Source organism: Maricaulis sp. CAU 1757 (assembly GCF_054482675.1).
On record NZ_JBTLRI010000001.1, the window covers coordinates 307424 to 332964 of the forward strand.

18 protein-coding genes and 1 tRNA gene are annotated in these 25541 nt (G+C 66.8%); 8 read left to right on the forward strand and 11 right to left on the reverse strand.

Translation table 11 applies throughout. From position 1 onward, the window contains the following. Positions 1–57: 57 nt before the first annotated feature. Complete coding sequence (gene ettA, locus ACXYMR_RS01480; protein WP_458940973.1) at positions 58–1725, reverse strand: energy-dependent translational throttle protein EttA; 1668 nt, start codon at positions 1723–1725, stop codon at positions 58–60. A 183-nt stretch (positions 1726–1908) separates the two neighbouring features. On the opposite strand from ettA, the gene ACXYMR_RS01485 reads away from it, so the two are divergent. Further along, positions 1909–4149 (forward strand): S9 family peptidase, encoded by a 2241-nt coding sequence (locus ACXYMR_RS01485; protein WP_458940974.1) that lies wholly within the window; start codon positions 1909–1911, stop codon positions 4147–4149. A 587-nt stretch (positions 4150–4736) separates the two neighbouring features. Here the strand turns inward: ACXYMR_RS01485 and ACXYMR_RS01490 are convergent. Both ACXYMR_RS01490 and ACXYMR_RS01495 read right to left on the reverse strand, forming a co-directional pair. Continuing rightward, positions 4737–6815, reverse strand: coding sequence for a TonB-dependent receptor plug domain-containing protein (locus ACXYMR_RS01490; RefSeq protein ID WP_458940975.1), 2079 nt, complete (start codon positions 6813–6815; stop codon positions 4737–4739). Between the two features lie 326 nt (positions 6816–7141). After that, positions 7142–7867 carry a M48 family metallopeptidase gene (locus ACXYMR_RS01495; protein ID WP_458940976.1) on the reverse strand — a complete coding sequence of 242 codons (726 nt, stop codon included), beginning with the start codon at positions 7865–7867 and terminating at the stop codon, positions 7142–7144. A gap of 101 nt (positions 7868–7968) precedes the next feature. Between ACXYMR_RS01495 and ACXYMR_RS01500 the strand changes: the two genes are divergently transcribed. Further along, positions 7969–8892: an OmpA family protein gene (locus ACXYMR_RS01500; protein ID WP_458940977.1), complete on the forward strand. Its 924-nt coding sequence runs from the start codon at positions 7969–7971 to the stop codon at positions 8890–8892. Positions 8893–8899: 7 nt separating this feature from the next. Here the strand turns inward: ACXYMR_RS01500 and ACXYMR_RS01505 are convergent, their stop codons facing one another. From ACXYMR_RS01505 to ACXYMR_RS01515, 3 genes are all read right to left on the reverse strand, one after another. After that, complete coding sequence (locus ACXYMR_RS01505; protein ID WP_458940978.1) at positions 8900–9373, reverse strand: GAF domain-containing protein; 474 nt, start codon at positions 9371–9373, stop codon at positions 8900–8902. A gap of 70 nt (positions 9374–9443) precedes the next feature. Further along, the gene (locus ACXYMR_RS01510) at positions 9444–10487 is read right to left on the reverse strand and encodes an SDH family Clp fold serine proteinase (RefSeq protein WP_458940979.1); all 1044 of its coding nucleotides are present in this window, start codon (positions 10485–10487) and stop codon (positions 9444–9446) included. A gap of 90 nt (positions 10488–10577) precedes the next feature. Then, positions 10578–11483, reverse strand: a complete 906-nt coding sequence (locus ACXYMR_RS01515) for a S1/P1 nuclease (RefSeq protein WP_458940980.1) — start codon at positions 11481–11483, stop codon at positions 10578–10580. A 258-nt stretch (positions 11484–11741) separates the two neighbouring features. On the opposite strand from ACXYMR_RS01515, the gene ACXYMR_RS01520 reads away from it, so the two are divergent. Genes ACXYMR_RS01520 through ACXYMR_RS01535 form a run of 4 tightly spaced genes read left to right on the forward strand, consistent with a single transcriptional unit; the run spans position 11742 to position 18073 of the window. After that, positions 11742–12293: a TetR/AcrR family transcriptional regulator gene (locus tag ACXYMR_RS01520; RefSeq protein ID WP_458940981.1), complete on the forward strand. Its 552-nt coding sequence runs from the start codon at positions 11742–11744 to the stop codon at positions 12291–12293. Next, a complete protein-coding gene (locus ACXYMR_RS01525; RefSeq protein WP_458940982.1) occupies positions 12290–13372 on the forward strand; it encodes an efflux RND transporter periplasmic adaptor subunit in 1083 nt (360 codons plus the stop codon). The genes ACXYMR_RS01520 and ACXYMR_RS01525 overlap by 4 nt, the downstream gene beginning before the upstream one ends. Then, positions 13369–16470: an efflux RND transporter permease subunit gene (locus ACXYMR_RS01530; protein WP_458940983.1), complete on the forward strand. Its 3102-nt coding sequence runs from the start codon at positions 13369–13371 to the stop codon at positions 16468–16470. Before ACXYMR_RS01525 ends, ACXYMR_RS01530 begins: the two co-directional genes overlap by 4 nt. Positions 16471–16522: 52 nt before the next feature. Continuing rightward, positions 16523–18073 carry an acetolactate synthase large subunit gene (locus tag ACXYMR_RS01535; protein ID WP_458940984.1) on the forward strand — a complete coding sequence of 517 codons (1551 nt, stop codon included), beginning with the start codon at positions 16523–16525 and terminating at the stop codon, positions 18071–18073. A gap of 6 nt (positions 18074–18079) precedes the next feature. On the opposite strand, the gene ACXYMR_RS01540 is transcribed toward ACXYMR_RS01535, so the two are convergent. Continuing rightward, a complete protein-coding gene (locus tag ACXYMR_RS01540) occupies positions 18080–19888 on the reverse strand; it encodes an ATP-binding protein (RefSeq protein WP_458940985.1) in 1809 nt (602 codons plus the stop codon). A gap of 187 nt (positions 19889–20075) precedes the next feature. Between ACXYMR_RS01540 and ACXYMR_RS01545 the strand changes: the two genes are divergently transcribed. Further along, the gene (locus ACXYMR_RS01545) at positions 20076–20549 is read left to right on the forward strand and encodes a hypothetical protein (RefSeq protein ID WP_458940986.1); all 474 of its coding nucleotides are present in this window, start codon (positions 20076–20078) and stop codon (positions 20547–20549) included. A 45-nt stretch (positions 20550–20594) separates the two neighbouring features. Here ACXYMR_RS01545 and ACXYMR_RS01550 read toward each other — a convergent pair whose 3' ends face one another. Then, positions 20595–22775 carry an ATP-binding protein gene (locus tag ACXYMR_RS01550; RefSeq protein WP_458940987.1) on the reverse strand — a complete coding sequence of 727 codons (2181 nt, stop codon included), beginning with the start codon at positions 22773–22775 and terminating at the stop codon, positions 20595–20597. 219 nt (positions 22776–22994) lie between these two features. Next, positions 22995–23071: transfer RNA gene (locus ACXYMR_RS01555), tRNA-Ile, on the reverse strand. Between the two features lie 195 nt (positions 23072–23266). On the opposite strand from ACXYMR_RS01555, the gene ACXYMR_RS01560 reads away from it, so the two are divergent. Beyond that, complete coding sequence (locus ACXYMR_RS01560) at positions 23267–23971, forward strand: SIMPL domain-containing protein (protein WP_458940988.1); 705 nt, start codon at positions 23267–23269, stop codon at positions 23969–23971. Positions 23972–24023: 52 nt separating this feature from the next. Here ACXYMR_RS01560 and ACXYMR_RS01565 read toward each other — a convergent pair whose 3' ends face one another. Together ACXYMR_RS01565 and panD are read right to left on the reverse strand one after the other, a co-directional pair. Continuing rightward, on the reverse strand, positions 24024–24731 hold the full coding sequence (locus ACXYMR_RS01565) for a carbonic anhydrase (RefSeq protein ID WP_458940989.1): 708 nt from the start codon (positions 24729–24731) through the stop codon (positions 24024–24026). Between the two features lie 255 nt (positions 24732–24986). Next, positions 24987–25352, reverse strand: a complete 366-nt coding sequence (gene panD / locus ACXYMR_RS01570; RefSeq protein WP_458940990.1) for an aspartate 1-decarboxylase — start codon at positions 25350–25352, stop codon at positions 24987–24989. Positions 25353–25541 lie beyond the last annotated feature (189 nt).

The following is a 25541-nucleotide window of genomic DNA, read 5'->3' on the forward strand; positions in this document are numbered from 1 at the left end:
AAAGGGCCACCCCGTTTCCGGAGCGGCCCTTCTTCAGCGTCAGGTCCGTTCGTCGGCCTAGCGTGCGAACTTCTGGAACTTGATGCGCTTGGGCAGGTCGGCATCGGGGCCGAGCCGGCGCTTCTTGTCTTCCAGGTAGTCCGAGAACGAGCCCTCGAACCATTCCACGTGGCTGTCGCCCTCGAAGGCCAGAATGTGCGTGGCGATACGGTCGAGGAAGAAGCGGTCGTGCGAGATCACCACGGCACAGCCGGGATAGCGCTCGAGCGCGGATTCCAGCGCCGACAGGGTTTCCACGTCGAGGTCGTTGGTCGGTTCGTCGAGCAGGAGCAGGTTGCCGCCTTCCTTGAGCACCTTGGCCAGGTGCACCCGGTTGCGTTCACCGCCGGACAGCAGGCCGACCTTCTTCTGCTGGTCGCCGCCCTTGAAGTTGAAGGCACCGACATAGGCCCGGCTCGGCACTTCGCGGCCGCCCAGGTCGATCATGTCATGACCGCCGGAGATTTCTTCCCAGACATTCTTGTTCGGGTCGAGCTGGTCGCGCGACTGGTCGACATAGGACAGCTTGACCGTCTCGCCGAGACGGATCGAGCCCTCGTCCGGGGTCTCCTGGCCGGTGATCATCTTGAACAGGGTCGACTTGCCGGCGCCGTTCGGACCGATCACGCCAACCACGCCGCCCGGCGGCAGCTTGAAGTCCAGCCCGTCGATCAGCAGCTTGTCCTCGAAGCCCTTCTTCAGGCCTTCCACCTCGACCACGACGCCGCCGAGACGCGGGCCGGGCGGGATGTTGATCTGGGCCGTCGAGATCTCGCGGGTCTCCGCCGCCTCGCGCAGTTCCTCGTAGGACTTGATACGCGCCTTCGACTTGGCCTGGCGCGCCTTCGGGGAGGCCCGGATCCAGTCCAGTTCGCGGGCCAGGGCGCGTTCCTTGGCGCTCTTCTCGCGGCCTTCCTGGGCCAGGCGCTTTTCCTTCTGCTCCAGCCAGGCGGTATAGCCGCCCTCATAGGGCACGCCCTTGCCGCGATCGAGCTCGAGCGTCCAGGTGGTGATGTTGTCGAGGAAGTAGCGGTCGTGGGTGACGATCAGCACGGCCCCGGCGAACTCTTCCAGATAGTGCTGCAGCCAGGCCACCGACTCGGCGTCGAGGTGGTTGGTCGGTTCGTCGAGCAGCAGCATGTGCGGCTCGGACAGCAGCAGGCGGCACAGCGCCACGCGGCGGCGCTCACCACCCGAGAGATCCGTGACCGGCCATTCCGGCGGCGGGCAGCGCAGCGCCGTCATCGCCATCTCGATCTTCGAGTCGATGTCCCAGGCATTGGCCGCGTCGATCTTCTCCTGGAGATCGTTCATCTCGTTCATCAGCTCGTCGGAATAGTCCTCGGCCAGCTTCATCGAGATGGCGTTGTAGTCATCCATCAGCTTCTTGTGCTCGGAGCCCTCGATGACGTTCTCCCAGACCGTCTTGGACTCATCCAGCTGCGGCTCCTGCGGCAGATAGCCGACCTTGACGCCCTTTTCCGCCCAGGCCTCGCCGGAGAATTCCGTGTCGATGCCGGCCATGATCTTCAGCAGGGTCGACTTGCCGGCGCCGTTGACGCCGACGACACCGATCTTGGCGTCGGGCAGGAAGTGCAGGGAAATCCCGTCGAACACCGGCTTGGCGGCACCGGGATAGGTCTTGGACAGCTTGTCCATGTGATAGACGTATTGATAGGCGGACATGGGGCGGACACTCTTCGTCGCGAGGGGAGGAATTCTGGCGCTGACATAGCGGAGTGCGGCCTGCGGGGCAATGCGGTGGTGCGCTGCGGTGAAGCGCGATCCCGACCCTCACGCTTGCTTGACGCCGCCGCCCCCGCTCGCCAGTTTCCACACCCTTGAAACATTGTGCCATTGGAGTTCGCCATGACCCTTGCCCTGCTCGCCGGATCGACCGGCCTCCTGCTCGCCGGCCTGCAGGCTGCCCCGCACACGGACCTCGGCACCGAGCCCCTGACCATCGAGCGCCTGTATGCCAGCCCGTCCCTGACCGGTCCGGCACCGCGCGCCCTGACCTTTTCGCCGGACGGCAGCCGGGTCACCTTCCTGCAGCCCAAGGAGAACGACCAGAACGTGCTCGACCTGTGGGCCATGGATATCGAGGGCGGCGAGCCCTACCGCCTCGTCGACAGCGCCGTGCTGGCGCCGGACGAGCGCGAGCTGACCGAGGCCGAGCGCCAGCTGCGCGAACGCGCCCGCATCTCCTCCAGCGGCATCGTGCGCTATGACTGGGACGAGCAGGGCGAAGCCATCCTGGTGCCGCTCGACGGCGACGTCTTCCGCGTCGATGTCGCGACCGGCGAGGCCCGCCGCCTGATGCAGACCGAGGCCTACGAGACCGATGCGCGCATCTCGCCGCAGGGGAATTTCGTCTCCTTCATCCGCGACCAGAACCTTGTCGTCACCGATCTGGAATCCGGCGCGGAAACCGCCCTGACCGACGGCGCGGGAGGCCTCGTGTCCTGGGGCATGGCGGAGTTCGTCGCCCAGGAAGAACTCGACCGCTCGACGGGCTACTGGTGGTCGCCGGACGAGCAGTACCTTGCCGTGGCCCGCGTCGATGAAAGCCCGGTCGACAACATCCAGCGCCTCGAGATCGACGCCGACGGCTCGGCCCGCGTCGTCGACCAGCGCTATCCGCGCGCCGGCCGCCCCAATGCCACCGTCGAGCTGTTCATCATCGACCGCGCCAGCGGCGAGCGCGTCGCCGTCGATCTCGGCGACCGGGCCGACTACTACCTGGCCCGCGTCAACTGGTCGGCCGATGCCGGCCGCGCCTACGTCCAGATGCTCAATCGCGCCCAGGACGTCCTCACCATTTTCGCCGTCGACCCGGCCACCGGTACGGCCGAGCCGTGGTACACCGAGACCGCCGACAGCTGGATCAACCTGGCCGACGACTTCGAGGCCCTCGACGACGGCTCCGTGCTGATCACCACCGAGGACACGGAAGGCGGTTTCCGCCACATCCGCCACATCGCCGCCGACGGCAGCGTCATCGGCGACGTCACCTCCGGCGCCTGGAACGTCAACGAGATCGACCATGTCGACGCCGGGGCGGGCCGCGTCTTCTTCACCGGCTGGACCGAGACGCCGCTGCAGCGCCACGTCTATTCCGTGCCCCTCGACGGCTCCGCCGCACCGACCCGCATCACCGAGGGCGACGGCCGCTGGAGCGCCCGCTTCAACAGCGACGCCTCCACCTTCATCGGCGCCTATTCAGACCCGGCCACGCCGCCGCAGACCGGCCTCTACAGCGCCGACGGCGAGCTGATCCGCTGGATCGAGGAAAACCGGCTGGACGCCGACCACCCCTACGGCCCCTATGCCGGCGCCCATGTCGCCCCGCAATACGGCCAGATCCCCGGCGCCGACGGCACCATGCTGGACTATGTCCTCTACTACCCCGCCGATTTCGACCCGGCGCAGCAATACCCGGCCATCCAGTACGTCTATGGCGGCCCGCACTCCCAGCAGGTGCACCAGGGCTGGCAGAGCCTGCGGGCCCAGATCTTCGCCCGCGCCGGCTATGTCTACTTCACTGTCGACAATCGCGGCGCCGCCAATCGCGGCCGCGATTTCGAGGCCCATCTCGACCGCTCCATGGGCACCGTCGAGGTCGCCGACCAGCTGGCCGGCCTGGACTGGCTGAAGGCCCAGGACTTCGTCGACGGCGACCGCGTCGGCATGTGGGGCTGGTCCTATGGCGGCTACATGACGCTGATGACCACACTGCAGGCCCCCGGCGCCTACGCCGCCGGCGTCTCCGGCGCCCCGGTCACCGACTGGGCCCTCTACGACACCGCCTATACCGAGCGCTACATGGATACCCCGGAGCAGAACCCCGAGGGCTATGAGCAGGGCTCCGTCTTCGCCCATCTCGACGGCTACGAGACCCCGCTCCTGCTGATCCACGGCATGGCCGACGACAACGTCATCTTCGCCAACTCCGTCCGCCTCTACAGCGAGCTCCAGGCCCGCCGCGCGGATTTCGACATGATGACCTATCCCGGCCAACGCCACGGCATCCGCGGCGAAGACCGCCAGGTCCATCTGTGGACGATGGTCCGCGACTATTTCGACGCGCACCTGAAGCCGGGGGAGTAGGGGGCGCACCCTTTTTTCCCGCCTAGCGGGGAAGTGGGCCCGCCGTAGCCTTGGCGAAGGCGGGGCCGAAGAGGTCGCGGGGACCAGCTCGCGAGGGGCCGGAGCTCCCTGCGTTGCAGAAAAATGCGGACGCATCGCGCCCGCTCCTGCCCATTCATCTCTTGCCGAGAGTCCGCCTCAGACAGGGTTTCAGGTCAAGGGTCCTGACCGCGAAGCGGCGCTGCCACGCCCTTGACCTGAAACCCTGTCTGAGGCCCGCTGGCCGACAAGAGATCAATGGTCCTTTCCGCGCCTGGGCGCGCATTCTCCACCTCACAACACCGTCATCCCACGGTCCCGGCGAAGCCGGGATCCGGGGGACCTCAGCCAACAAGTCGGTCGCGATCACCTCATTCTTCTCGTCAGCTTGATAGCCGAGGTCCCCCGGAGGCCGCTACGCGGCCCCGTGGGATGACGGCGTACATCGAATTTGAAAGAACCAACCCTCCCCCTCTCCCCGGTCCAAACACCCCGACCGGGGAGAGGGATTCAGGGTGAGGGGCGGCCGCGCCAGCGGCCCCGACAGGATGGCCGCGCCAGCGGCCCCGCTAGAACGTCCGCACCAACCTTGCCGCGACGAAGCCGCCCAGCTGCATTTCCTGGTGCTCGCGGCGGACCACGTCGGCGACATCGCGGCTGCCGTCGTAGAACACCCGTTCACGCTCATAGCTGGCCTTGAACACATCGCCCCAGAACACCCGCAGCGTGGTGTCCTCGAGCACGGTGGACTCGACGAAGACATTGATCTGCGGCGCCGCCATCCGCGAGTGGATCTCGCGGTCGAAGCGCCAGCTTGATTCCTCGCCCTGCCAGTACAGGCCCAGTCCCCACGCCAGGTCGCGCTCGGGCATGTCATGGCGGAAATCGACCACCAGGCGCCAGGGTTCGAGGTCGTCGATCGCCCGGCTCTCCCCGGTGGTCGGATCGGTCACCTCGCTGTGCCGCAGCATGCCGAACAGGTCGAGCTTGGCATTGTCCAGCCCGAGGCCGTCCAGCGGCAGCGACGCTTCGACATTGAGATAGCTCACACGGCCATCGCCGATATTGCCCGGCGCGTCGCGGGTGATCACCCCGCCCTGGCCGTCGGACAGGCGGATCGGCCGCAGGTCCTGCACATCGGTGATACGCTCGTGCACGCCGGTCACGGCGAAGCTGCCGCCCTCGCCCCAGCGCCGCTCCCAGCGCAGCTGGCCGCGCCAGACCTTTTGCGGTTCCAGCTCCGGATTGCCGATCAGCACCTGGTTGTCGCGCGGGTCGACGGCACTGGCGAACTCGCCGAAATCGAGCTGGGCGACGCTGCGCTCGACGACCAGCTGCCACTGGCTCTGCTCGCTGGCCTCCCAGGTCACCTGCAGGCGCGGCTTGGCATAGGTGAAACTGCGTTCCCGCGAGGCATCGCCGGACTGCTCGATGCGCGAGCGCTCGATGCGCAGCCCGCTTTCGACGCTGACATTCTCGCGGGCGGCCCAGACATGGCTGGCAAACAGCTCGCCGCGCACCTCCTCCACCATTGTGTCGCTGACCGGCAGATCCGTCAGCTGCGAGCTACCGCCGTCCTGCACCCGGATGGCCAGCGCATTGTCACGCGCATTGTACGCGACCTCACCGCCCAGCTCGAAGCTGTGCGCCGTGCTGCGATCCCAGGTCAGCCAGCTGCGCACCGCGTGCTCGGCCGAGTCCACCGACTGGTCGAAGAAGGTGGTGCGGGTATCGCCGCCGGCCGCCGTCTGGGCGAACTGGCGTTCCGCCTCCGAGGTGCCGCCGCGGCTCAGCCCGACGATCTGCGCCGACAGGCGTTCCGACAGCGGCCGTTCATAGGTCAGGCCGCCCTCCCAGTTGTAATGCTCCGAATCCGCCAGGAACAGGTCGACCCCGGTCAGCGCACCGTCCGGCGCGTAAATCCGCGAGCGATCCCGCATCAGCCCGCCACTGCGCCCCGCCGAGCCGGTCAGCTCGACGCGGCTGCCATCCTCGAAGCTCTGCGACAGGGTGCCGTTGAACCGGGTCATCATGTGATGCGGCGAGGTGCGCTCGTCGCGCCGCTCGATCAGTTGGCCCTGGGCGTCGAGCAGCTGCTCCCGGCGCTCCATCGGCACCATGTGCTGGCCATGTCGCAGGCCCAGCGTGATGCGCGTATCCCCCACGTCCCAGCTCGACGACACCACCACGGCCGGCGTCAGGCTCCCGCTGGCCACCGCATATTCCGAGATCACTTCCAGCGTCGTCGTCCGGTCGGCCGTCTCGTTCAGCACCACGTTGACCACCCGCGTCTGGCCGCGCATGTCGACGCCCGGCACGGCCTGGCGCACCAGGTCGATGCGCGCCACGGACCCGGCCGGGATACGGCCGAGGATGTCATGGATGCTCTCCGACTTGGTGCTCTGCTTTTCGCCGTCGATCAGCACGTTGGCAAAGGTGTCTGCAAGCCCGCGCACCCGCGCGCCATTGTCGATCGAGAAGCCCGGCACCTGGCGCACCATGTCGCGCGCCGTCACCGGGTTGTAGGTGGCAAAATAGTCCGGCGCGTACTGGATCACCGCGCCATCGAGGGCCACGGTCTGGGCCAGGCCGGCCGGCACAGTCAGAAGGGCCAGCGCGGTGCCGGCCATAAGCGATTTCAAAAGCACAAAGAATCCCCTCGCAATGGCCGTCCTCGCTGTCCGGCCGTGATGCGCGTCAAACTGCCCCCCGCCATATGACACAACCGCTACCCGCACCTTAAGGAACTGTGGCAAGTGCATGACCTGACAGTTAGTTTCGTAAGCGCACCCGCATCGGGCCAGGGCAGTCATCCCTCCCTCGCCCCGCATCTCCAGACCCTGCCCGATTATCCCCCCGGACAGACCCCGGCGGATTTTCCGCGTCGGAAAAATCATAAACAACTGAAATAAAAAGAAGAAATTTTAGAATTTGCGGGGATACAGAAAAAGTTATCCCCGTTTTCGCGAATGCTCTACGGAAGCGCCCATGTGCCGGCCTCGTCGCGCATGCGAGCGCGGCGCTGTTTCCAGTCCGGCATGATCGACGCCACCACACGCCAGTAGGCGGGCGAGTGATTGGCCTCGACCAGGTGCGCCGCCTCATGGGCACAGACATAGTCGATCAGCTCCGGCGGGAAGCCCATGAGGCGCCAGTTGAGCCGGATCGTGCCGTCCGGTGCGCATGAGCCCCAGCGCCGCTTCTGGTCGCGCACCACGACCTTGCGCACCGTTCGCCCCAGCTGGGCGGCATAGTCCAGCGTCCGCGGCGTCATGTGGGCCTCGCCCTCGCGCCTGTAGAAGCGTTGCACGGCCGCCGTCAGCGTCCGCTGGCGCAGCTCGCCGACCATCTCGCCATCATGGCGGATCAGCAGGCCATTCCCATCGCGCCGCACCGTCGTGCGCACCCCGCCCGGCTCCAGGCGCAGACGCAGGGCACCGCCCAGCCAGGGCAGCTCCTCGCCATCCTCGAACACCAGCTGGCGCGGCTGCGGCCGCTCGGCCCACTTGTCGAGGCGCGGCAGGATCCAGCCCGCCTTCTCGCGCAAGGCCGCCTCGACACGCACCATGCCGGCCCGCTGCGGCACTGCCACGGTCAGTCCGTCATGCGAGATCGTGAACCCGATCGTGCGCCGCCGCGCCGACCGCTTCAGCGTGTAGGCGACATCGCGGTCGGCAAGACGGATGGACTGGCGGCTCATGGCCCTCACTAAGCAGGACCGTGCGCCGCCGTCCAGATGGCCTGCCCTATGCCGCGCAGCCCGGGGCGGGTAGGCTGTGCGGGCAAATGAGGGAGACCCACATGACCGTCCGTCCGCTCGCCCTGCTTGCCGCCCTGGCCCTGTACGCCACGCCGGCGCTGCTTCCCGCCTCCGTCCAGGCCCAGACCGATGTCGAGGGCCACCCGCTGATCACGCCCTATTCCGGCTCGACAGGCGATGGCGAGCAATGGCCGCATGATGCCTACCCGCTCATCGTCGGATTCGATCTGGACGCCAGGGAAGCCATCACCGAAACCATCGAAGGCCGGGTCACCAAGCTCTATTACAGCCATCCGGAAGGTCGCTCGGAACTGGACGTGTTCAGCAATTACCGTGACGCCCTCGAGGCCGCCGGGTTGGAGGAAATCTGGTCCTGCGCCGGCGATGGCGACTGCTCGACCTCGACCACGCGCAATGTCTACGACCAGACCAATGACATGCGGGCCATCAACGGCCCCAATTCACGCTATGTCGCCGGCCGTCTCGTCCATGAAGGCAGCATCGCCTATGTTGCCGTCGGGGTCGGCCGCCGGGCCACCTCGATCCACATCGTGGAGACCGGCGAGAGGCCGCGCGGCCAGGTCGAAATCAATCTCGACGCTCTTGCCGCCGGGCTCGACGCACACGGCCATGTCCGCGTCGATGGTCTGCTTTTCGCCCATGACAGCGACACCCTACTGGCCGAATCCGCGCCGTCCTTGGGCGTGCTGCGCGATCTCTTGGAAGCCCGTTCGGAGCTCGACCTCTACATCGTCGGACACACCGACATGAGCGGCGACCTGGCTTATAATCTCGGCCTGTCACGCCGTCGCGCCGAAGCGGTGCGCACGGCCCTGGTCGAAGATTACGGCATCGCCCCGCACCGCCTCGAGGCACGCGGGGTCGGGCCGCTCGCGCCGGAAGCCAGCAATGCCGCAGAGGACGGCCGCGCTCTCAATCGCCGGGTCGAGATCGTCGCCCGCTAGGCTGCGCTCAGTCGAGCGTCAGCAGCTCGCCGCAGATCGCTTCCAGCCCGGCCTGGTCGGCCGCGTCGAAGGCGCCGATTTCGGTCGAGTCGATGTCGAGCACAGCGGCCAGCTGACCGGCCTTGTCGAACACCGGCACGACGATTTCCGAATTGGACGCCGCATCGCAGGCGATATGCCCCTCGAAGGCATGCACGTCCTCGACCAGCTGGGTTTCGCGTGTCGCCGCCGCGGCGCCGCACACGCCGCGTCCGAAGGGAATGCGCAGGCAGCCCAGCGTGCCCTGGTAGGGCCCGACCACCAGCTCATCGCCCTTGGCCGCATCGACCAGGTAGAAGCCGGTCCAGTAGAAGCGCTCCCCGAACTGCTGGCGCAGCAGGCAGGCCGCCGTGGCATAGCGCGCCGTGGCGCTGGTCTCGCCGGCAATCACGGCGGCGATCTGCTTGCGGACATCTTCGTAGAGTTCGGATTTGGAGGTCATGGCCAGGCCCTTGTTTCAGTCCGCCACAAATCGGCGATGCGGGTCGCGGTTTCAAGGCCCGGCCTGCACATCACTCCGGTCCGGCCCGCAATCCCACCGCACCCCGCAAGGATTGCCGGATCGCCTGCTCGATAACCTGGTCGGCCGGGCTCGCGGCCTCGGCTTCGCTGGGCGCCGCGTCGGCCTCCCGCCGGGCCTCGTACTCGACGCGCGTATTGATCATGCGGATGCGCGCATCGACCAGACCGGCAATCGACTCCGGCAGCTTGGTCGAGACCCGCATGCCGAGCGCCTTGGCCTCGGCCGGACTGATCGCCTCGGAATGCGAGCGCGTGCCGGAAGCGAGATGGTCGGCCAGGGCATGGTCCTGCTCGCCTTTCTTGTGCGCAGGGTTGACGATCTCGCGCGCCACCTTGCCGGCATAGCGGTCATATTTCTCCGCCTCGTGCGCCAGCATCAGCAGCACGTCCTGGGTCGCCTCGGCGCCCTTCTTGGCCAGCAGGTCGCGATAGGTCTCGGTGGGGAAACCGCCATAGATCGTGTCGATCGGCCCCAGCGACGCGGTCTCGTCCATCACCACCCTGTCGGCCGCCAGCGCGATCATCGTCCCGCCCGACATGGCCACATAGGGCACATAGGCGATAACCTGGCCTTCCTTGCCGGCACCGCCCCCGGACTTGCGTCGCGCCACATGGCGTTTCAGCGCCTGGGCAATCATGTGGGCCGGCCGGGCATAGCCGCCCAGCGTGTGCAGGACGATCTTGATATTGGTCCGGGGGTTGGCCTGGCGGATCGCCGCCACCGCCTCGAAGGCCTCGTCAAAGGCGATCTGCTGGCGCGCGCTGTCGCGTCCGGCCAGATCCTCGCCGAGATCATGGATGAGGTCGATCAGGACCGTATTGCCGGTCTCGATCTTGCGCCGGTACTTCTCGTACTCGCGCCGGGCATCCTCATAGCGGGCATGCCGCCGCCGACGCAGCTCACTGACCTGGCGGACATCGCTGCGGGCGCGCTGGCGATACCACAGCGTCATGGAGATCAGGGTCAGCATGGTCACCAGGGCCAGCGCTCCCGCACCGCCCCACCAGGCCCACTCGCTTACCAGACTGACCACCACACCATCCCCCCGAACACACCCGGACAACGCCCGGGTCGGGAGAATATTAACCAAGCCTTAAGCGGCCCGACAAGCTGAAACCGGCCGCTAGTCGAGGGCGGTGCTCGCCGGCGTCGCGGCGGATTGCGCCAGCCTGTCGCCTTCGATCAGCGTGTTGATCAGCCCGGCCAGGCGCACCCCGCCCTGCTGGAGCTGGTGATGCACGGTGTCGAGATGGGTCTCGTAGTAATGCTCGCCCGGCGCGATCGGCCGCTCGGCGTCGGCCCAGTAATAGGCAAAGTCGCGGGAACGGACGATATCATGGCTTTCCTGGGCCCATCCGATTGCATCGAGCGTGGCGTATACCGTGACCCCGTCGAGCGGGAGGCCGGCGGCCAGCTCCTCGGTCAGCATTGCGACGCGCTCGTCGCGCCCGGCCCACGGCCAGCTGGCGCTCATGTAGTCGAGCATGATCTCGCTGTCCCAGACCCGGTGCAGGCTGGTATGGCGCTCGCCGCGCCACAGCACCTGGATGTCATTGCCGCCGCGATCCCCGTGGATCGAGACGTGCAGCGGCTGGTGGATATCGCCGAGCCAGTGGCCGAGGAATTTGAGCGCCTCCAGACGGTCCGCATCCGAGCGCGAGGTGTCACCCAGAATGCCGGCATGCAGGTCTATGGCCTCGGTAATGCAACCGTCCTCGGCGCAATCTTCCGGGTCGATCACCGGGTCGTCGCGGTCCTGGTTGATGAAGTGCCAGGGATAGGTATGGCGGTGCGTTGTGCGACGCACCTCGTCGGCCCAGGAACAGGTGTCGGCAAAGTTCTCGAACTCGTCGTCGCCGGCGACCAGACGATCGATCTCGGCCCGCGCAGTCTCGGTGAGGTGGCGGTAGGCCAGTTCACAGACGATCTTGTGACCCTCATAGCCCCAGGCCGCCGCCGGCGCGCTGGTTGTCGCCAATGCGGCCGTTGCCACGCCCAGCGCCAATGCGCCACGAACCCAAACACTCATCGCCCCGTCTCCGACAGCTTCGATTACTCATTCACCGGTCATGGGCGCTCTCTAGATCACCGGCCGCCCCTGCTCTACCGGCCAGAGCGGGCATGAACTCCCCGCAACAACCCCTGCTGGCACCACAGCGGAATTGTCATCCATTGGCCATGCCCCGACGTAGTCACGACACGATCACTATACCGTCCGGACGGTATTGACTGTACCGTCTGGACGGTTTATGTGCAGCGCAACAATCGAACCGCACCGAGAGTCCCCATGTCCGCCGAACGCCCCGCCACACGTGACCTCATCCTCGATGCCGCCGAAGCCGTCGTGGAACGCGAGGGAGCCGGCCGCCTGACCATTGACGGGGTCGCCGCCGAAAGCGGTATCTCCAAGGGCGGCGTGCTCTACCACTTCCCCAACAAGCTGGCCTTGCTCAAGGCCATGGTCGAGCGCCTGGTGAGCTCGGTGTCCGCCGATATCGCCGCCGCCGAGGCCGCCGCGCTGGACGCCGGCGCTCCAGTCCTGCCCGCCGTGGTTCGCACCCTGCTCGAACGCTTCGACGAAGCGTCCAGCGTGCCGCACGCCCTGCTCGCCGCTTCGGCCGAACAGCCCGACCTGCTCGACCCGGTCTGCACCATGATGACAACGATCTTCGAACGCATCGCGGACGCGACCCCCGACCCGATCCAGGCCCGCATCGTGCTGCTCGCCCTGGACGGGCTGAAACTGTCCAGCCTGCTCGGGCTCAACCACATCGACGAAAACCGGCTGCCCGCCGTGTGCGGCCGCCTGGTCGAGATGAGCGAGGCGCTCTACGCATGACCCGTCTGCTTCCCCTCGCCGGCCTTGCCCTGCTGGCCGCCTGCTCGCAGCCCGAACCCGTCGCCGAGCCCGCACCCCGCCTGGTCCAGCTCGCCGATGTCACTGGCCTGGCCGAACAGAGCCGCTATGAATTCGTCGGCCGGGTCGAGGCCCGCATCAGCGTCGACATGGCCTTCCAGGTCGGCGGCCAGCTGGCCGAACTGCCGATCACAGAAGGCGAGCGCGTCGAGCAGGGGGCCCTGGTGGCCCGTCTCGACACCGAGGATTTCGACCGCGCCGTGCGCGAAGCCGGAGTCCAGCTGCAGCAGGCCCGCGCCGACCTGGAACGTCAGACCACGCTGCACGAGCGCGGTATCGCCTCGCAGGCGGCGCTGGAAAATGCCCAGACCACCTACGACCTGCGCGCCGTGGCCCTGGAGAGCGCCCGCCGCAATCTGGAATACACCGCCCTGACCGCGCCCTTCGACGGGCTGGTCAGCCGCCGCCTCGTGGACAATTTCACGATCGTCTCGCCCGGCCAGCCGATCCTGCGCATCCAGGACACCGGCGAGCTGCGCGTCTCGGTTCCGGTGTCCGAAGACATGGTCGCCCTGTTCGACCGCACCGACCTGATATCACTGGAAGCCGCCTTCCCCTTCCTGCCCGGGCAGACCTTTGCCCTGGAGCCGCGCGAACTGGTCAGCGAGCCCGACAGCGCCTCGCAGACCTATCGCGCCCTGGCTGCCCTGCCCGACGACATTCCGGCCAATATCCTGCCCGGCATGACAGCCACCGTGTGGGCAGAGTTCAACCGTCCCGCCGCCACCGCCAGCGCCCTGCGCGTACCACTGACCGCGGTGACGGAGGCCCCCGACGGCAGCGCCCGGGTCTGGGTCTTCCAGGCCAGCGAGGACAATCCGGATGCCGGCATCGTCCGTCCGCGCGCCATCCGGCTCGGTGGCAGCCGCGACCGCATGGTCATCGTTACCGACGGCCTGAGCGCCGGCGAGCAGGTGGTCACCGCCGGCGTGCAGGCGCTCTATGACGGCATGCCCGTGCGTCCGCTCTCCGCCAGCACCCGCTTCGGAACTCCGCAATGAGCCGCGCCACCTCACCCGGCTCCGCCATTGCCCGCCTGTCGATCAACAAGCCGGTCCTGACCTGGCTGGTGATCCTGTTCTGCCTGCTCGGCGGGCTGTACGGATTTTCCAATGTCGGCCGGCTGGAAGATCCGGCCTTCACCATCAAGACCGCGATCATCTTCACCCCCTATCCCGGTGCCACCGCCGAGGAGGTCGAACAGGAGCTCACCGAGACCCTCGAGATCGCCATCCAGCAACTCGCCGAAGTTGCCGACATCACCTCGGAAAGCTCGCCGGGCCTGTCGGAAATCCACGTCCAGATTGACGACACCATCGATGGCGACCAACTCGACGGCGTGTGGACGCGCCTGCGCGCTAAGGTGCGTGACACCACCGGCAGCCTGCCCCCGGGCGCCGGGCCGCCGGTCGTGCTGGACGATTTCGGCGACACTTACGGCCTGTTCTACGCGGTCACCGCCGAGGGCTATTCCGACAGCCAGATCCGCGACATCGCCCGCCTGCTGCGGCGCGAGCTGCTGACCGTCGAGAATGTCGCCAAGGTCGCCATCGAGGGCGAACCGCAGGAGCGCATCTATATCGAGATCGCGCAGGAGGAATTGTCCCGCCTCGGATTGTCCTATGAAAGCCTGCTGGCCGAGCTCGGTCGCGAGAACGCCGTGGTCAGCGCCGGCGCCACCGCCATCGATGACCGCCATGTCCGTATCGGCCTGCCTCAGACCCTGGGCGGCGTCGAGTCGATCCGCAATCTCCTGGTCACGCCCGGCACCGGCAACCAGACCATCCGTCTGTCCGACTTCGCCACCGTGACCCGCGGCCCGGTCGAACGGCCGCGCCAGTTCATCTACCACGACAATGTGCGCGCCTTCTCGCTCGGCATTGCCGGCCTCGCCACCGCCAACATCGTCGATGTCGGTCACGCTGTCGACGCCCGCTTGGCCGAGATCGAGGCCAGCCTGCCCGTCGGCGTCCAGCTCCACCCGGTCTACCAGCAACACCTCGTGGTCGATCGCGCCATCAATGACTTCCTGATCAGCCTGGCCCTGTCTCTCGGCATCGTCGTCGCCGTGCTGTGCATTTTCATGGGCTGGCGCGAGGGGCTGACCGTCGGCGCCGTGCTGCTCCTGACCGTCTCCGGCACCCTGTTCTTCATGAACATGTTCGCCATCGAGATGGAGCGCATCTCGCTTGGCGCCCTGATCATCGCCATGGGCATGCTGGTCGACAACGCCATCGTTGTCACCGAGTCCATGCTGACCGGAATCCGCCGTGGCAAGCCGCGCCTGCAAGCCGCCGAGGACGCCGTCGCCGCGACCCAGTGGCCCCTGCTTGGCGCCACCATCATCGGCATCCTGGCCTTCGCCGGGATCGGCCTGTCGCCCGACTCGACCGGCGAATTCCTGTTCTCCCTGTTTGCCGTGATCGCCATCTCGCTGCTGTTGAGCTGGCTGGTTGCGGTCAGTGTCGTGCCACTGGTCGGCTTCCACCTCTTCGCCCATGAGCGCAAGGCCGCCCAGGCCGCCGCCTCGGCCGAACTCGATGAAGACGCCCTCTATTCCGGTCGCCTGTTCAACGCCTATCGCGGTTTCCTCCAGGGCGCCCTGTCACGGCGTTGGATCGTCCTCTTTGTGCTGCTGGCCATCACTCTGGCCTGCTATGTCGGCTTCGGCTCGGTTCGCAACGCCTTCTTTCCGCCGGCCAACACACCGATGTTCTTCGTCAATGTGGAGCACCCGGAGGGCACCGACATCCTGACCACCGACCGCACGATGCGCGAAATCGGCGCTTTCGTCGGTGAGCAGGACGAGACCGTAAGCTACGATACGTTTGTCGGTGCCGGGGCAACCCGCTTCATGCTGACCTACAACGCCGAACAGCCCAGCCCGTCCTACGGCCAGCTGATCGTCCAGACCTCCGATCGCGACCAGATTCCCGCCCTCGGCCAGCGCATTCTGGGCCATGTCCGCGAACGCTATCCCGATGTCGATGTCCGCATCGACCGGATCGTCTTCGGCCCACCGTCCGGGGCCCAGCTGGAAGCCCGTTTCATGGGACCGGACGCAGAGGTCCTGCGCGGCCTCGCCGAGCAGGCTGTTGCACGGCTCCATGTCGACGGCGATGTCATCGACATCCGCACCGACTGGCGCAACCCCGTTCCCGTCCTGCGGCCGCAGATCGTCGAGGAGCGGGCCCAGCCGATCGGCGTCACCCGCGAGAACATCGCCAACGCCCTCCTGTTCGCCACCGACGGCGCCCAGGTCGGGGTCTATCGCGAGAGCGAGACGCTGATCCCGATCATCGCCCGGGCTCCGGCCAATGAGCGTGGTGAAACCGCCCAGCTGCAGGACCGCCTGGTCTGGAGCACGGCCCGACAGGCCTATGTGCCCATGGGCCAGGTGGCCCGCGGCTTTGAGCTGGCCTTCGAGGAAGCCCTGATCCAGCGCCGCGACCGTACCCGCACAATCTCCGTGCGCGCCAATCCGCAGCCCGGCGAAACCGCCGCCCAGGGCTTGGCCCGGATCCGGCCCCTGATCGAGGCCATCGACCTGCCGCCCGGCTACAGCCTGGAATGGGGGGGCGAGTTCGAGGCCTCGAGCGAGGCCAATGCGTCCCTCGGCCGGCAATTGCCCCTGACCTTCATCGCCATGCTGACCATTTCCTTCCTGCTCTTCGCCAAGGTGCGCCAGCCGCTGGTGATCTGGAGCGTGGTGCCGATGGCGGTCAATGGCGTGGTCATCGGCCTCCTCGTCACCCAGGTCGCCTTCTCCTTCACCGCCCTGCTGGGCCTGCTGTCCCTGTCCGGCATGTTGATCAAGAACGCCATTGTGCTGGTCGACGAGATCGATGCCCGCATCGCTCGCGGCACCGAGCGCTTCGCCGCCGTGCGCGACGGTTCGGTCAGCCGCCTGCGACCTGTCGTGCTGGCCGCGGCCACCACCATTCTCGGCATGACGCCGCTGCTCGGAGACGCCTTCTTCCAGGGCATGGCAGTGACGATCATCGGCGGCCTCGCCTTCGCCACGGTGCTGACCATGATTGCAGTGCCGGTGATCTACGCCCTGTTCTTCGGCATCCGGCGCCCTCCGGAGAACGCTTGACCGAGCGCGGCTGACGCCCAAGGCTGGGCGGCCAGCCGCTCCGGAGAGCCCAATGTTTGCCGCCGAAAGCCTGGTCCGCACCCTGATCGCCCACGGCGTGGACACCTGTTTCACCAATCCCGGCACTTCCGAGATGCACATGGTTGCGGCCCTCGACCGGACCGAGGGCATGCGCTCTGTCTTGTGCCTGTTCGAGGGCGTGGCAACGGGCGCGGCGGACGGCTTTGCGCGCATGGCCGGTCGACCGGCCTGCACGCTGCTACATCTCGGACCCGGTCTCGCCAACGGGCTGGCCAACCTGCACAATGCCCGGCGCGCCCGGGTCCCTGTGGTCAATATTGTCGGCGACCATGCTCGCCACCACCGTGCGCTCGACGCGCCCCTGACCAGCGATATTGTCGGCCTGTGCCAACCGATGTCGCGCTGGGTCGGCGAGGTCGAGCGCCCCGAGGACATCGCCACCCTGGCCGCCACCGCGGTGCGCCAGTCCTTCGGCCCCGGGCCGGCCGTCGCCAGCCTCGTCCTGCCCGCCGATTGTGCCTGGGCGACATGCGAACCGGAAATCCCCGCCGCCCTCGACCCGCCCGGCCTCGAACCGGTCGCACCACCTGTCATCAGCACGGCCACCAAACGCCTGAAGGCTGCCCGCAAGCCGGCCTTCCTGCTGGGCCACCACGCCTGCCTCGATCAGGGCCTTCTGGCCGCGGCGCGCCTCGCCAAGGCGACCGGCGGCAGCGTGTTCATGGACACCTTTGTCACCCGCATCGCCCGCGGCCATGGCCGTTTCGCGCCCCAGCGCCTGCCCTATTTCGCCGAGGAGGCCCTCGCCGCCCTCGACGGCCACGACCTGCTGCTGATTGCCGGCACGACGCCGCCGGTCAGCTTCTTCGCCTATCCCGACCGCCCCGGCAGCCTGGTGCCCGATGGCATGCCTGTCGAAACCCTGGCCGGACCGGACCAAACCGCCGGACAGGCCCTCGAAGCCCTGGCGGACATGCTCGACGCATCAGAAAACCCGGAGCTGCCCGCAGCCTCGAAGGCGCCACCGCTTGACCCCGACACGCCGCTCAACCCCGGCTATGTCGGCATCTCGCTGCTGCGGCACATGCCGGAAAATTCGGTGATCTGCGACGACGCTACAACATCCGGCATGGGGGTGTTTCCGTGGCTCACCCAGGGTCCTCGGCACGACTGGCTCTGCCTGACCGGCGGCGCGATCGGATCCGGCATGCCGCAGGCCATCGGCGCCGCCCTGGCTTGCCCGCAGCGCCAGGTTTTCGCGCTGTGCGGCGATGGCGCGGCCGCCTACACATTGCAGGCCCTGTGGACCCAGGCCCGCGAAAAACTCGACATCGTCAATGTCGTCTTCGCCAATCATTCCTACCTGGTGCTCAATGTCGAACTGGCGCGCGTCGGTGCCGGCGATCCCGGCGAGGCGGCGCGCCAGATGCTGTCCCTGGAGGACCCGCGCATGGACTGGGTCAAACTGGCCGAAGGCTTCGGTGTGTCCGGGCGGCGCGCCACCACGGCTGGCGAATTCGACAGCGCCCTCGCCGCGGCACTGGCGGCGGGCGGGCCACAGCTCATCGTGGCAGAGATCTGAAAGCGGTCAGGAAGCCTGGCTGCGCAGCGGCAGGACTTCAGCGCTGCGCGGAGTGCGCGAGACGGTGTCCAGCATGCGGGTCAGCGTACCGATATCGATCGGCTTGGGCAGGTAGGCATCGAAACCCTCGGCCAGGAAGCGCTTGCGATTGTCATCCGAAGCCAGCGCGGTCACGGCGATGATCTTGGCGTCGCGAGATTTCCGCGTCTCCCGGATGCAGTGCATGGTCGAAATGCCGTCCATTTCCGGCATCTGGATGTCCATCAGGATGATGTCATACGGCCGGGCCGAAGCTCGGTTGACTGCCTCGCGGCCAGACACGGCACAATCAATGCTGACCTCCTGGCCGGCATAAGCCTGCTGCACCATGGCCTGCATGACCTGCAGATTGGTCTGCACGTCATCGACAATGAGAATCTGGGCATCGGGCAGCTCGGTGCGCTCATAGACCGGTTCCTGCACCAGCGGAGCCGCGCCGTCGGCGCGCGGCAAGCGCAGGTCGAGGGTAAAGGTCGAGCCGCGACCCGGCGTGCTCAGGCAACTGATTTCGCCGCCCATCTTGTGCACCAGCCGGTGCGAGATCGCGAGGCCGAGCCCGGTCCCGCCGTATTTGCGGGTGGTCGAGCTGTCGACCTGGTTGAACGGTTCGAAGATCTCGTTCTGCTTGTCGAAGGGGATGCCGATACCGGTGTCCTTGATGGTCAGGCTGACGTCGAAATCGTCTCCGTCATTCACTGTGTCGATCCCGAGGCTGACCGTGATCCGGCCGCCATGAGTGAACTTGACGGCATTCGACAGCAGGCTGTTGACGACCTGCTTGACGCGCAGCGCGTCGCCGGTGACTTCCGCCTTGGCGAGGCCCGGGCGCCCGCATTCCAGCACGATCCCCTTGCTCTCTGCTTGCGGCCGCCAATGGTCGGTCGCCTGCTGGACCAGCTCGACGAGGTCAAAGGTCTGGTGCTCCAGCTCGATAGCATCGGCTTCGATCTTGGACAGGTCGAGCACTTCATTGAGCAGGCCGTGCAGGGCGCGACCGGACGCCTCGATGAGCGCGATATGACGCTTCTGGTCTTCGGTCAGGCGGTCGTCCTGCTGCAGGATCGAGGTCATGCCGAGCACACCATTGAGCGGGGTGCGCACTTCGTGGCCCATGTTGGAAATGAAATCCGACTTGGCCCGGTTGGCCTGTTCGGCGGTTATCAGCGCCTCTTCCAGCTTGCGATTGTTCTGCGCCATGGCTTCGCGGGCATCATTGGTAGCCGAACGGAAGCTCGAACCGAACAGGATGATCCAGACACAGGACAAGCCGGAGGCGATAACCAGCACATTGAGCATTTCCTCCGGGGTAAATTCGCTCAAACTGCCCTTGGCCTCGCCGGCCATCGACAGGATGAAGCCGAAATAGGCGAATACCGGAATGATCGACATCAGGGCGGCGCGGGCACCCCAGGCGATATAGGCGCCCAGCACGATACCCGGCAGATAGATGCTCGACGGCGGGAAGGAGCCGTGATTGCCGATTGCCGCACTGAACAGCGTCAGCGCAGCCATCACCAGCATGGCGGCAATGGTCAAATTGGGCTTGCGCATCCACAGGCCGATACTGCCCACTACGCCGGCAAACACGCCTGAGCCGATGGCCAGTTCGGCAAGGCCGGGCCGGGCATCGACAATAAAGGTCAGGATGAGGGCGTTGACCGTGCCCATCAGCGTGAACACGGCCGTGTAGGCAACCGCCAGGCGAGACTTGATCGCGTGATCAAGGTCCACCAGGGGGTTGGCCCCCGTGAGCCGGTCGATGCGTGTCCAGAACATGCTTGCCATCCCTCGCAGTCACGTTCTTTTACCCCAAGGCAGGTTAACAAATGGCAAGAGCACCAGCGGCCGTCTTCGCCCGCCACAGAGGCGTGCTGCAACCATGCATAATCCATGACCGCGCATTTACTCGCGGGCAAGGCTGTCACGACAGTGTTTGGTTAGAGAAAAAGCCAAGGCGGCCCAAGTGTATACGGAAGACGGATTTGAATTGCGCCCGATCGGGGGGACCCTGGAGATCTATGCCTCCGGGGAATTCTTCCACGACCCGGAATCGCCCCTCTTCCGCGCCATCGACACGCTCTCCCGTCGCACCCCGTTCCAGCATGTCCTGTTCGACCTGCGCCTCGCCTCCTTCATTCTCGAAGAGACTGAACTGGCCGCTCTCGCTGACCGTCTGGCCGAACTGCTTGCTCCCTTTGCCTGCGCCCTCATCGGGCTGTCTGACCAGACCGACCTGGTCGAGCGGCTGACCATGAACATGCGGACCAAGGGGGCCCGCGTCCGGCACTTCTCCGGCAAGCAGCAGGCCCGCGATTGGCTGGCCCGCCAGAGCGACCAGCCTGGCAGCCGCAAGCGCCGCCTCGACGTGCGTCATCTTCCCCCCGAACCCGCCCGCGGGCGCCGCACCGGTATTCTCCGGCAATCGCGTCCCGGCTGACCGACACCTCTAGCGAACTTGGTCCGCTCAGCGGACGGGCCGTAATCAGGTGCGCCCACCTGCGGATTCACGCATGGACACGGTCGGATCACTGCGCCGGGCCCGCTCCACCTCAGCGATGATCGCATCGGCCAGATGGGCCAGGGTGAAGGGCTTGGCTACGGCCTGGTCAGCGCCAAGGCGCAGATAGGACTCCACCTTCTGGGGCATGGTATCCGCGGTCAGCGCGATGATCGGCGTCGCGGCTGTGTCGCGCTGCGCCTCGATCTCGCGCATTGTCCGGATGGCCTCCCAGCCGTCCATCACCGGCATGTGCATGTCCATCAGGATGACATCATACAAGCCAGTCCTGAACGCCTCGACTGCAAGCGCGCCATTGTCGACGATCTCCAGCTCGGCCACCACCGGCCCGAGCAGGCTGCGCAGGACCAGCTGGTTGGTGGCCACATCCTCCGCCGCGAGTACCCGCAGCGGCGCCAGGCGCGACCGCCCGCTGTCGGTAAGGCCGCTGCGATCTGTGGTCCGCGCCGCCACCGCCGGGACCGTCCCGGACACGCGCCCTACCGGCAGGCTGACCCGGAAGGCCGAGCCCTGCCCCGGCGTGCTATGCAGGGTAATGGTGCCGCCCATCAGCTCGCACAATTGCCGGCAAATGGCGAGGCCGAGGCCACTGCCGCCGAACTTGCGAGCCGTCGAACCGTCGGCCTGGGTGAAAGGCGAGAACAACCGGTCCTGCACCGCGGCATCGATGCCGATCCCGGTGTCGGCCACTGTGAGCACCAGCTCGGCCGCTTCCGCCTCGTCCGGCGCCACCAGGTCAGCACTGATCGTTACCGAGCCCCGGTGCGTGAACTTGATGCCATTGCTGACCAGATTGTGCAGCACCTGGCGGATGCGCTGCGGATCACCGGACAGCGTGCCAGCGGCGGCCGGACGCACGTCGAGAACCAGCTGCAACCCTCTTTCCTCCGCCGAGTCCGCATGCATGCGGACCACCGACCGGCACACATCCTCGATCGAGAACTCGACCGTCTCGATCTGCATCAGTCCGGCCTCGATCTTCGACAGGTCGAGGATTTCATTCAGGATGGTCATGAGCGACGTACCGGAGGACTGGATGGTCTCCACCATCATCGACTGACGCTCGTCCAGCGGCGTTTGGCGCAGCGCCTGCAGCATTCCCAGAACGCCATTCATCGGGGTTCGGATCTCGTGGCTCATCGTGGCCAGGAAGTTGGATTTCGTGTCATTGGCCGATTCCGCCTCGCGGCGCGCCGTGTCCAGCTCGGTCTCGCGCGTACGCAGCACCTTGACCACGCCGCCCAGCTCGCGACTGCGACCATGGGCCAGCAGGATCGCCGCAGCCGCGGCCGCGGCACACAGGCTGATGATCACCCCGATGACCAGGTTCACATTGACGAAGGCGTCGCGATATTCCGACACCAGCGCCGCGGTCGGCTCGGCCCGGATGACCCAGGTCTGCCCCATCACATTGACCCGCGCTTCGGCGCCGAAACCGGCATCGTCAGGCGCCCCCGAGCCGGAGGACCAGACCGGCTTGTCGTTCTCGATCAGCGAGATGGCATACGTGTCCAGGCTTTCGCGCGCCATCAGGTGGGTGGCGAAGCGCTCCAGGTCGAATACCGCGATCAGCAGGGAGCGGCGGCCGCTACGCTCGACGACCGGGATATAGGCCATTACTCCGCGGCCACCCTGGACCAGGTCGCTGGAGCCGGTCACCAGCAGGGCCTGGCGCGCCATCGCGGCGTCGATCTCGGCGATATGGGCGGATCTCTGGCGCAGGTTCAGACCGAGCGCGGCGCGGTTTCCCGCCACCGGCTCGATGCGCTGGATCTCAAGGCTCTCATCGGTCCACGCGATCGCCCGCAGCCAGGGCTTGTGCTCGACATAGGCACCGGCATCGCGCCGCCATTCATCCTCCGGCGTACCGCCTGCCCGCATGCCAAAGCGCTGCCCCATGCGATCGAGCGACAGCAGGTCCTGCATGAACTGGTTTTCGAAATGGGTGGCCACACTCTCGGCCCGCGCCCGCGTCGCCTCGCTCAACGCCGAAGCCCGCTCATTGGACGCCTGGCTGGCAAACCACACGCTCAGACCGACCCCGGCATAGAAGACCAGCACGGCGGCGACCAGAACCGGCACCATGGTGCGCGGCTGCGGCAGGGCCCGCTGGGCCGGCCGTCTGTCCAGATTGTCCGCGTCCATTCGACCGCCTGCATAAAACCACCGGAACCCGCTCCGGTCATCCGTGGAACCCGCATCCGTCCGGACCGGCCCCCTCCCGGGACAATAAGGCAGTCAGTTGTAAACAGACACCAATCAACCACAGCATAAAGTATGCAGAGGGCCTCGCATGCCCCAACCGGAACCGCCGCAAGCGCGACCGCGCGCCGGACCTGCCACTCCATGGCAACGCGAAAAAAATGGTGGGCCCGGAGGGACTCGAACCCCCAACCAAGCGGTTATGAGCCGCCGGCTCTAACCAATTGAGCTACAGGCCCCACCCGGCAGACGTGTTAGCCTGACCGGAGCGTGTCGCCAAGTCGCGGGCGCTGCTGGGGTGCAATGGCCTTGCAATGGCCGCAATGCATTCAGCTTGCAGCCATGCCCGACATGGCCCACTGCTGGCCGGAGGAACACGCGGGCGCTGCCCCGCGTTACCCCGACGACTTGGGATCACTGCCAGGAGTTTCAACATGTTCCGTGCCCTACTCGCATCCACCGCCCTGATGGCCGGTGCCGCCTCGCCCGGTCTTGCCCAGGAGGTCAGCGAGCCGACCCTGAGCCTGTCGGCGAGTGCCGACGTCCAGTTGGCCCCCGAATACGCCTCGGTGCGCTCCGGCGTGGTCAGCCGCGCCGCCAGTGCGCGCCAGGCCATGGCCGACAATACGGCCCGGATGAACCGGGTATTCGAGGCCTTGCGCGAGGCCGGCATTGCCGCTGAGGACATCCAGACATCGCAGCTTTCCGTGTCGCCGGTGTATGGCGACCGACGCGAGCTGGGCGACAGCGAGCACCGCATCATCGCCTACGAGGCCCGCAACACGGTGACCGCCCAGATCCGCGATACTGGCCGGGTCGGCCAGGCCATTGATGCCATGGTGGCGGCCGGAGCCAATAATATCGACGGCATCAGCTTTGCTGCCGACGATACCGAAGCGGCGCTCGACGAGGCCCGTCGCGAGGCCATCGCGGCCCTCCTGCGCAAGGCCGACTTCTTCGCCGAGGCGGCCGGTTTCGAGCTGTGCGGCATCCGTCGCATGAGCGAGTCCAGCCATGGCGGCCAGCCGCCGGTCATGTATGCCCGCGCAGCCATGATGGAGAGCGACGACACCAGCGTCGCGCCGGGCCGGCTCACCCTGACCGCCAACGTGTCGGCCGACTTCTGCATCACCCAGTAGGCCGGCGCCATCGACCCGGCCGCCCGAACAGGGCGGCCGGGCGCGCGCTTGATCAGTCGGCTTCGAGGATGAAGCGACGGTTGTGCGGCTGGACCGGACGCGCCGTGTCGCCGTAAAGGCCGCGATAGGCCGCGATCTGCTCCGCCGATGCCTCGAGCGGCTCGGACAGCACCGTCCACGCGACGATTTCCGAACAGGGCGGCGTGGTCAGGGAGCCGGCATAGCGGAACCCGTCCATCGAGCCCGGCAGGAAGACACGCAGGTCGAGGTCCGACACCGTGCCGGTCTCGCCCTGGGCCGGGATCGCGGCCCACAGGTCGGCCAGCGCCGCATTGGCCTCGCCTTCCTCGTAGAGCACGCCGACGACGGCCAGCGCGCCGTCTTCCGAGGCATGCACGAAATGCACTTCCAGCGGATAGGCTTCACCATCCACCGTGTGTTCACTCATGGCATGGAAATGAAACTGCAGCAGGTCGTAGCGCACGCCGTTCAGGACCAGGCTGCCGGCATCCGTGTCGGCCTTGAAATTCAGCCCGTCGCTGGACAGGGTGACCGTATCGGCCACGCTCCAGTCCAGGGCCGGCATCATGACATCCGCTTCGATAGCACCGCTCAGATCGACCGGTGACTGCTGCGTTCCGGCGGCACACTGGCCGGACCAGTTATCCGGTCCGTTCGCGCCTTCATAGCTCCAGTCCTGCGCCCCGGCCGCTCCGGCCAGCGCAAGTCCCGCGACTCCCAGCATCAAACTCCGCATCATAAACTCCTCCTTCAGCCCATGCGGTTGCAGGCCGAAACCAGCCTGTGAGCGGGACATAGGCCGCCAACCGACCCCGCCAAGAGCGCCAGCAGGAGGGATTGGGAGCCGCCGAATTTCCCGCAGGCAAAAGAGGCGACAGCCCAGCGCATTAGCGTGAGTTCAGGAAATCGGTCGGCGAACACGGCCACGCACCGATCGGTTAGGCCACCCCGTGGGAGGCGCCCGAGAAAGCGGATTGACGTGGGATCAGAGTGATTACGCCGCCTGCGACGGCTTCACGACCTTGTTGTGCTCGTCGAGCAGGACCACGACCGGGTCATGGGCTTCCGCCTCGGCCGCTTCCATTTCCGCATAGGCGACGACGATGATGCGATCGCCGGGCTGGGCCAGCCGGGCGGCGGCGCCATTGATGCCGAAAGTGCGGCTGCCGCGCGGCGCCTCGATGGCATAGGTTGTGAAGCGCTCGCCATTGTTGATGTTGAGCACGTCGACCTGTTCGTGCGGCAGGATGCCAGCCGCTTCCAGGTAATCGCGGTCGATCGAGATCGAGCCCTCATAATGAAGGTCGGCCTGGGTAACCACGGCCCGGTGCAGCTTGCATTTCATCATGGTGAGGCGCATGGCGCTCCTCCAAAAACACGACATGTTGCGGTGCACATACGTGCTGCGGGCGGGCATTTCAACGGTGCGCTGCCGCATATCTGCCCGGTCCGCTCACTGGCGCACCTGCCGCAGCCGCCCCGCACCGCACCGAACCGTCACCCGTGGCGCTGCCCCGGCCCGGGTAGTGACGCTGTGAGCACGGCGCAC

Bases quoted from the DNA above. Each gene is read 5' to 3' on its own strand.
- ACXYMR_RS01550 (WP_458940987.1), bottom strand. From the start codon at position 22,775: ATGGACGCGGACAATCTGGACAGACGGCCGGCCCAGCGGGCCCTGCCG.
- ACXYMR_RS01505 (WP_458940978.1), bottom strand. From the start codon at position 9,373: ATGACCTCCAAATCCGAACTCTACGAAGATGTCCGCAAGCAGATCGCC.
- ettA (WP_458940973.1), bottom strand. From the start codon at position 1,725: ATGTCCGCCTATCAATACGTCTATCACATGGACAAGCTGTCCAAGACC.
- ACXYMR_RS01530 (WP_458940983.1), top strand. From the start codon at position 13,369: ATGAGCCGCGCCACCTCACCCGGCTCCGCCATTGCCCGCCTGTCGATC.
- ACXYMR_RS01485 (WP_458940974.1), top strand. From the start codon at position 1,909: ATGACCCTTGCCCTGCTCGCCGGATCGACCGGCCTCCTGCTCGCCGGC.
- ACXYMR_RS01565 (WP_458940989.1), bottom strand. From the start codon at position 24,731: ATGATGCGGAGTTTGATGCTGGGAGTCGCGGGACTTGCGCTGGCCGGA.
- ACXYMR_RS01540 (WP_458940985.1), bottom strand. From the start codon at position 19,888: ATGTTCTGGACACGCATCGACCGGCTCACGGGGGCCAACCCCCTGGTG.
- ACXYMR_RS01560 (WP_458940988.1), top strand. From the start codon at position 23,267: ATGTTCCGTGCCCTACTCGCATCCACCGCCCTGATGGCCGGTGCCGCC.
- ACXYMR_RS01535 (WP_458940984.1), top strand. From the start codon at position 16,523: ATGTTTGCCGCCGAAAGCCTGGTCCGCACCCTGATCGCCCACGGCGTG.
- ACXYMR_RS01515 (WP_458940980.1), bottom strand. From the start codon at position 11,483: ATGAGTGTTTGGGTTCGTGGCGCATTGGCGCTGGGCGTGGCAACGGCC.
- ACXYMR_RS01525 (WP_458940982.1), top strand. From the start codon at position 12,290: ATGACCCGTCTGCTTCCCCTCGCCGGCCTTGCCCTGCTGGCCGCCTGC.
- ACXYMR_RS01495 (WP_458940976.1), bottom strand. From the start codon at position 7,867: ATGAGCCGCCAGTCCATCCGTCTTGCCGACCGCGATGTCGCCTACACG.
- ACXYMR_RS01520 (WP_458940981.1), top strand. From the start codon at position 11,742: ATGTCCGCCGAACGCCCCGCCACACGTGACCTCATCCTCGATGCCGCC.
- panD (WP_458940990.1), bottom strand. From the start codon at position 25,352: ATGCGCCTCACCATGATGAAATGCAAGCTGCACCGGGCCGTGGTTACC.
- ACXYMR_RS01500 (WP_458940977.1), top strand. From the start codon at position 7,969: ATGACCGTCCGTCCGCTCGCCCTGCTTGCCGCCCTGGCCCTGTACGCC.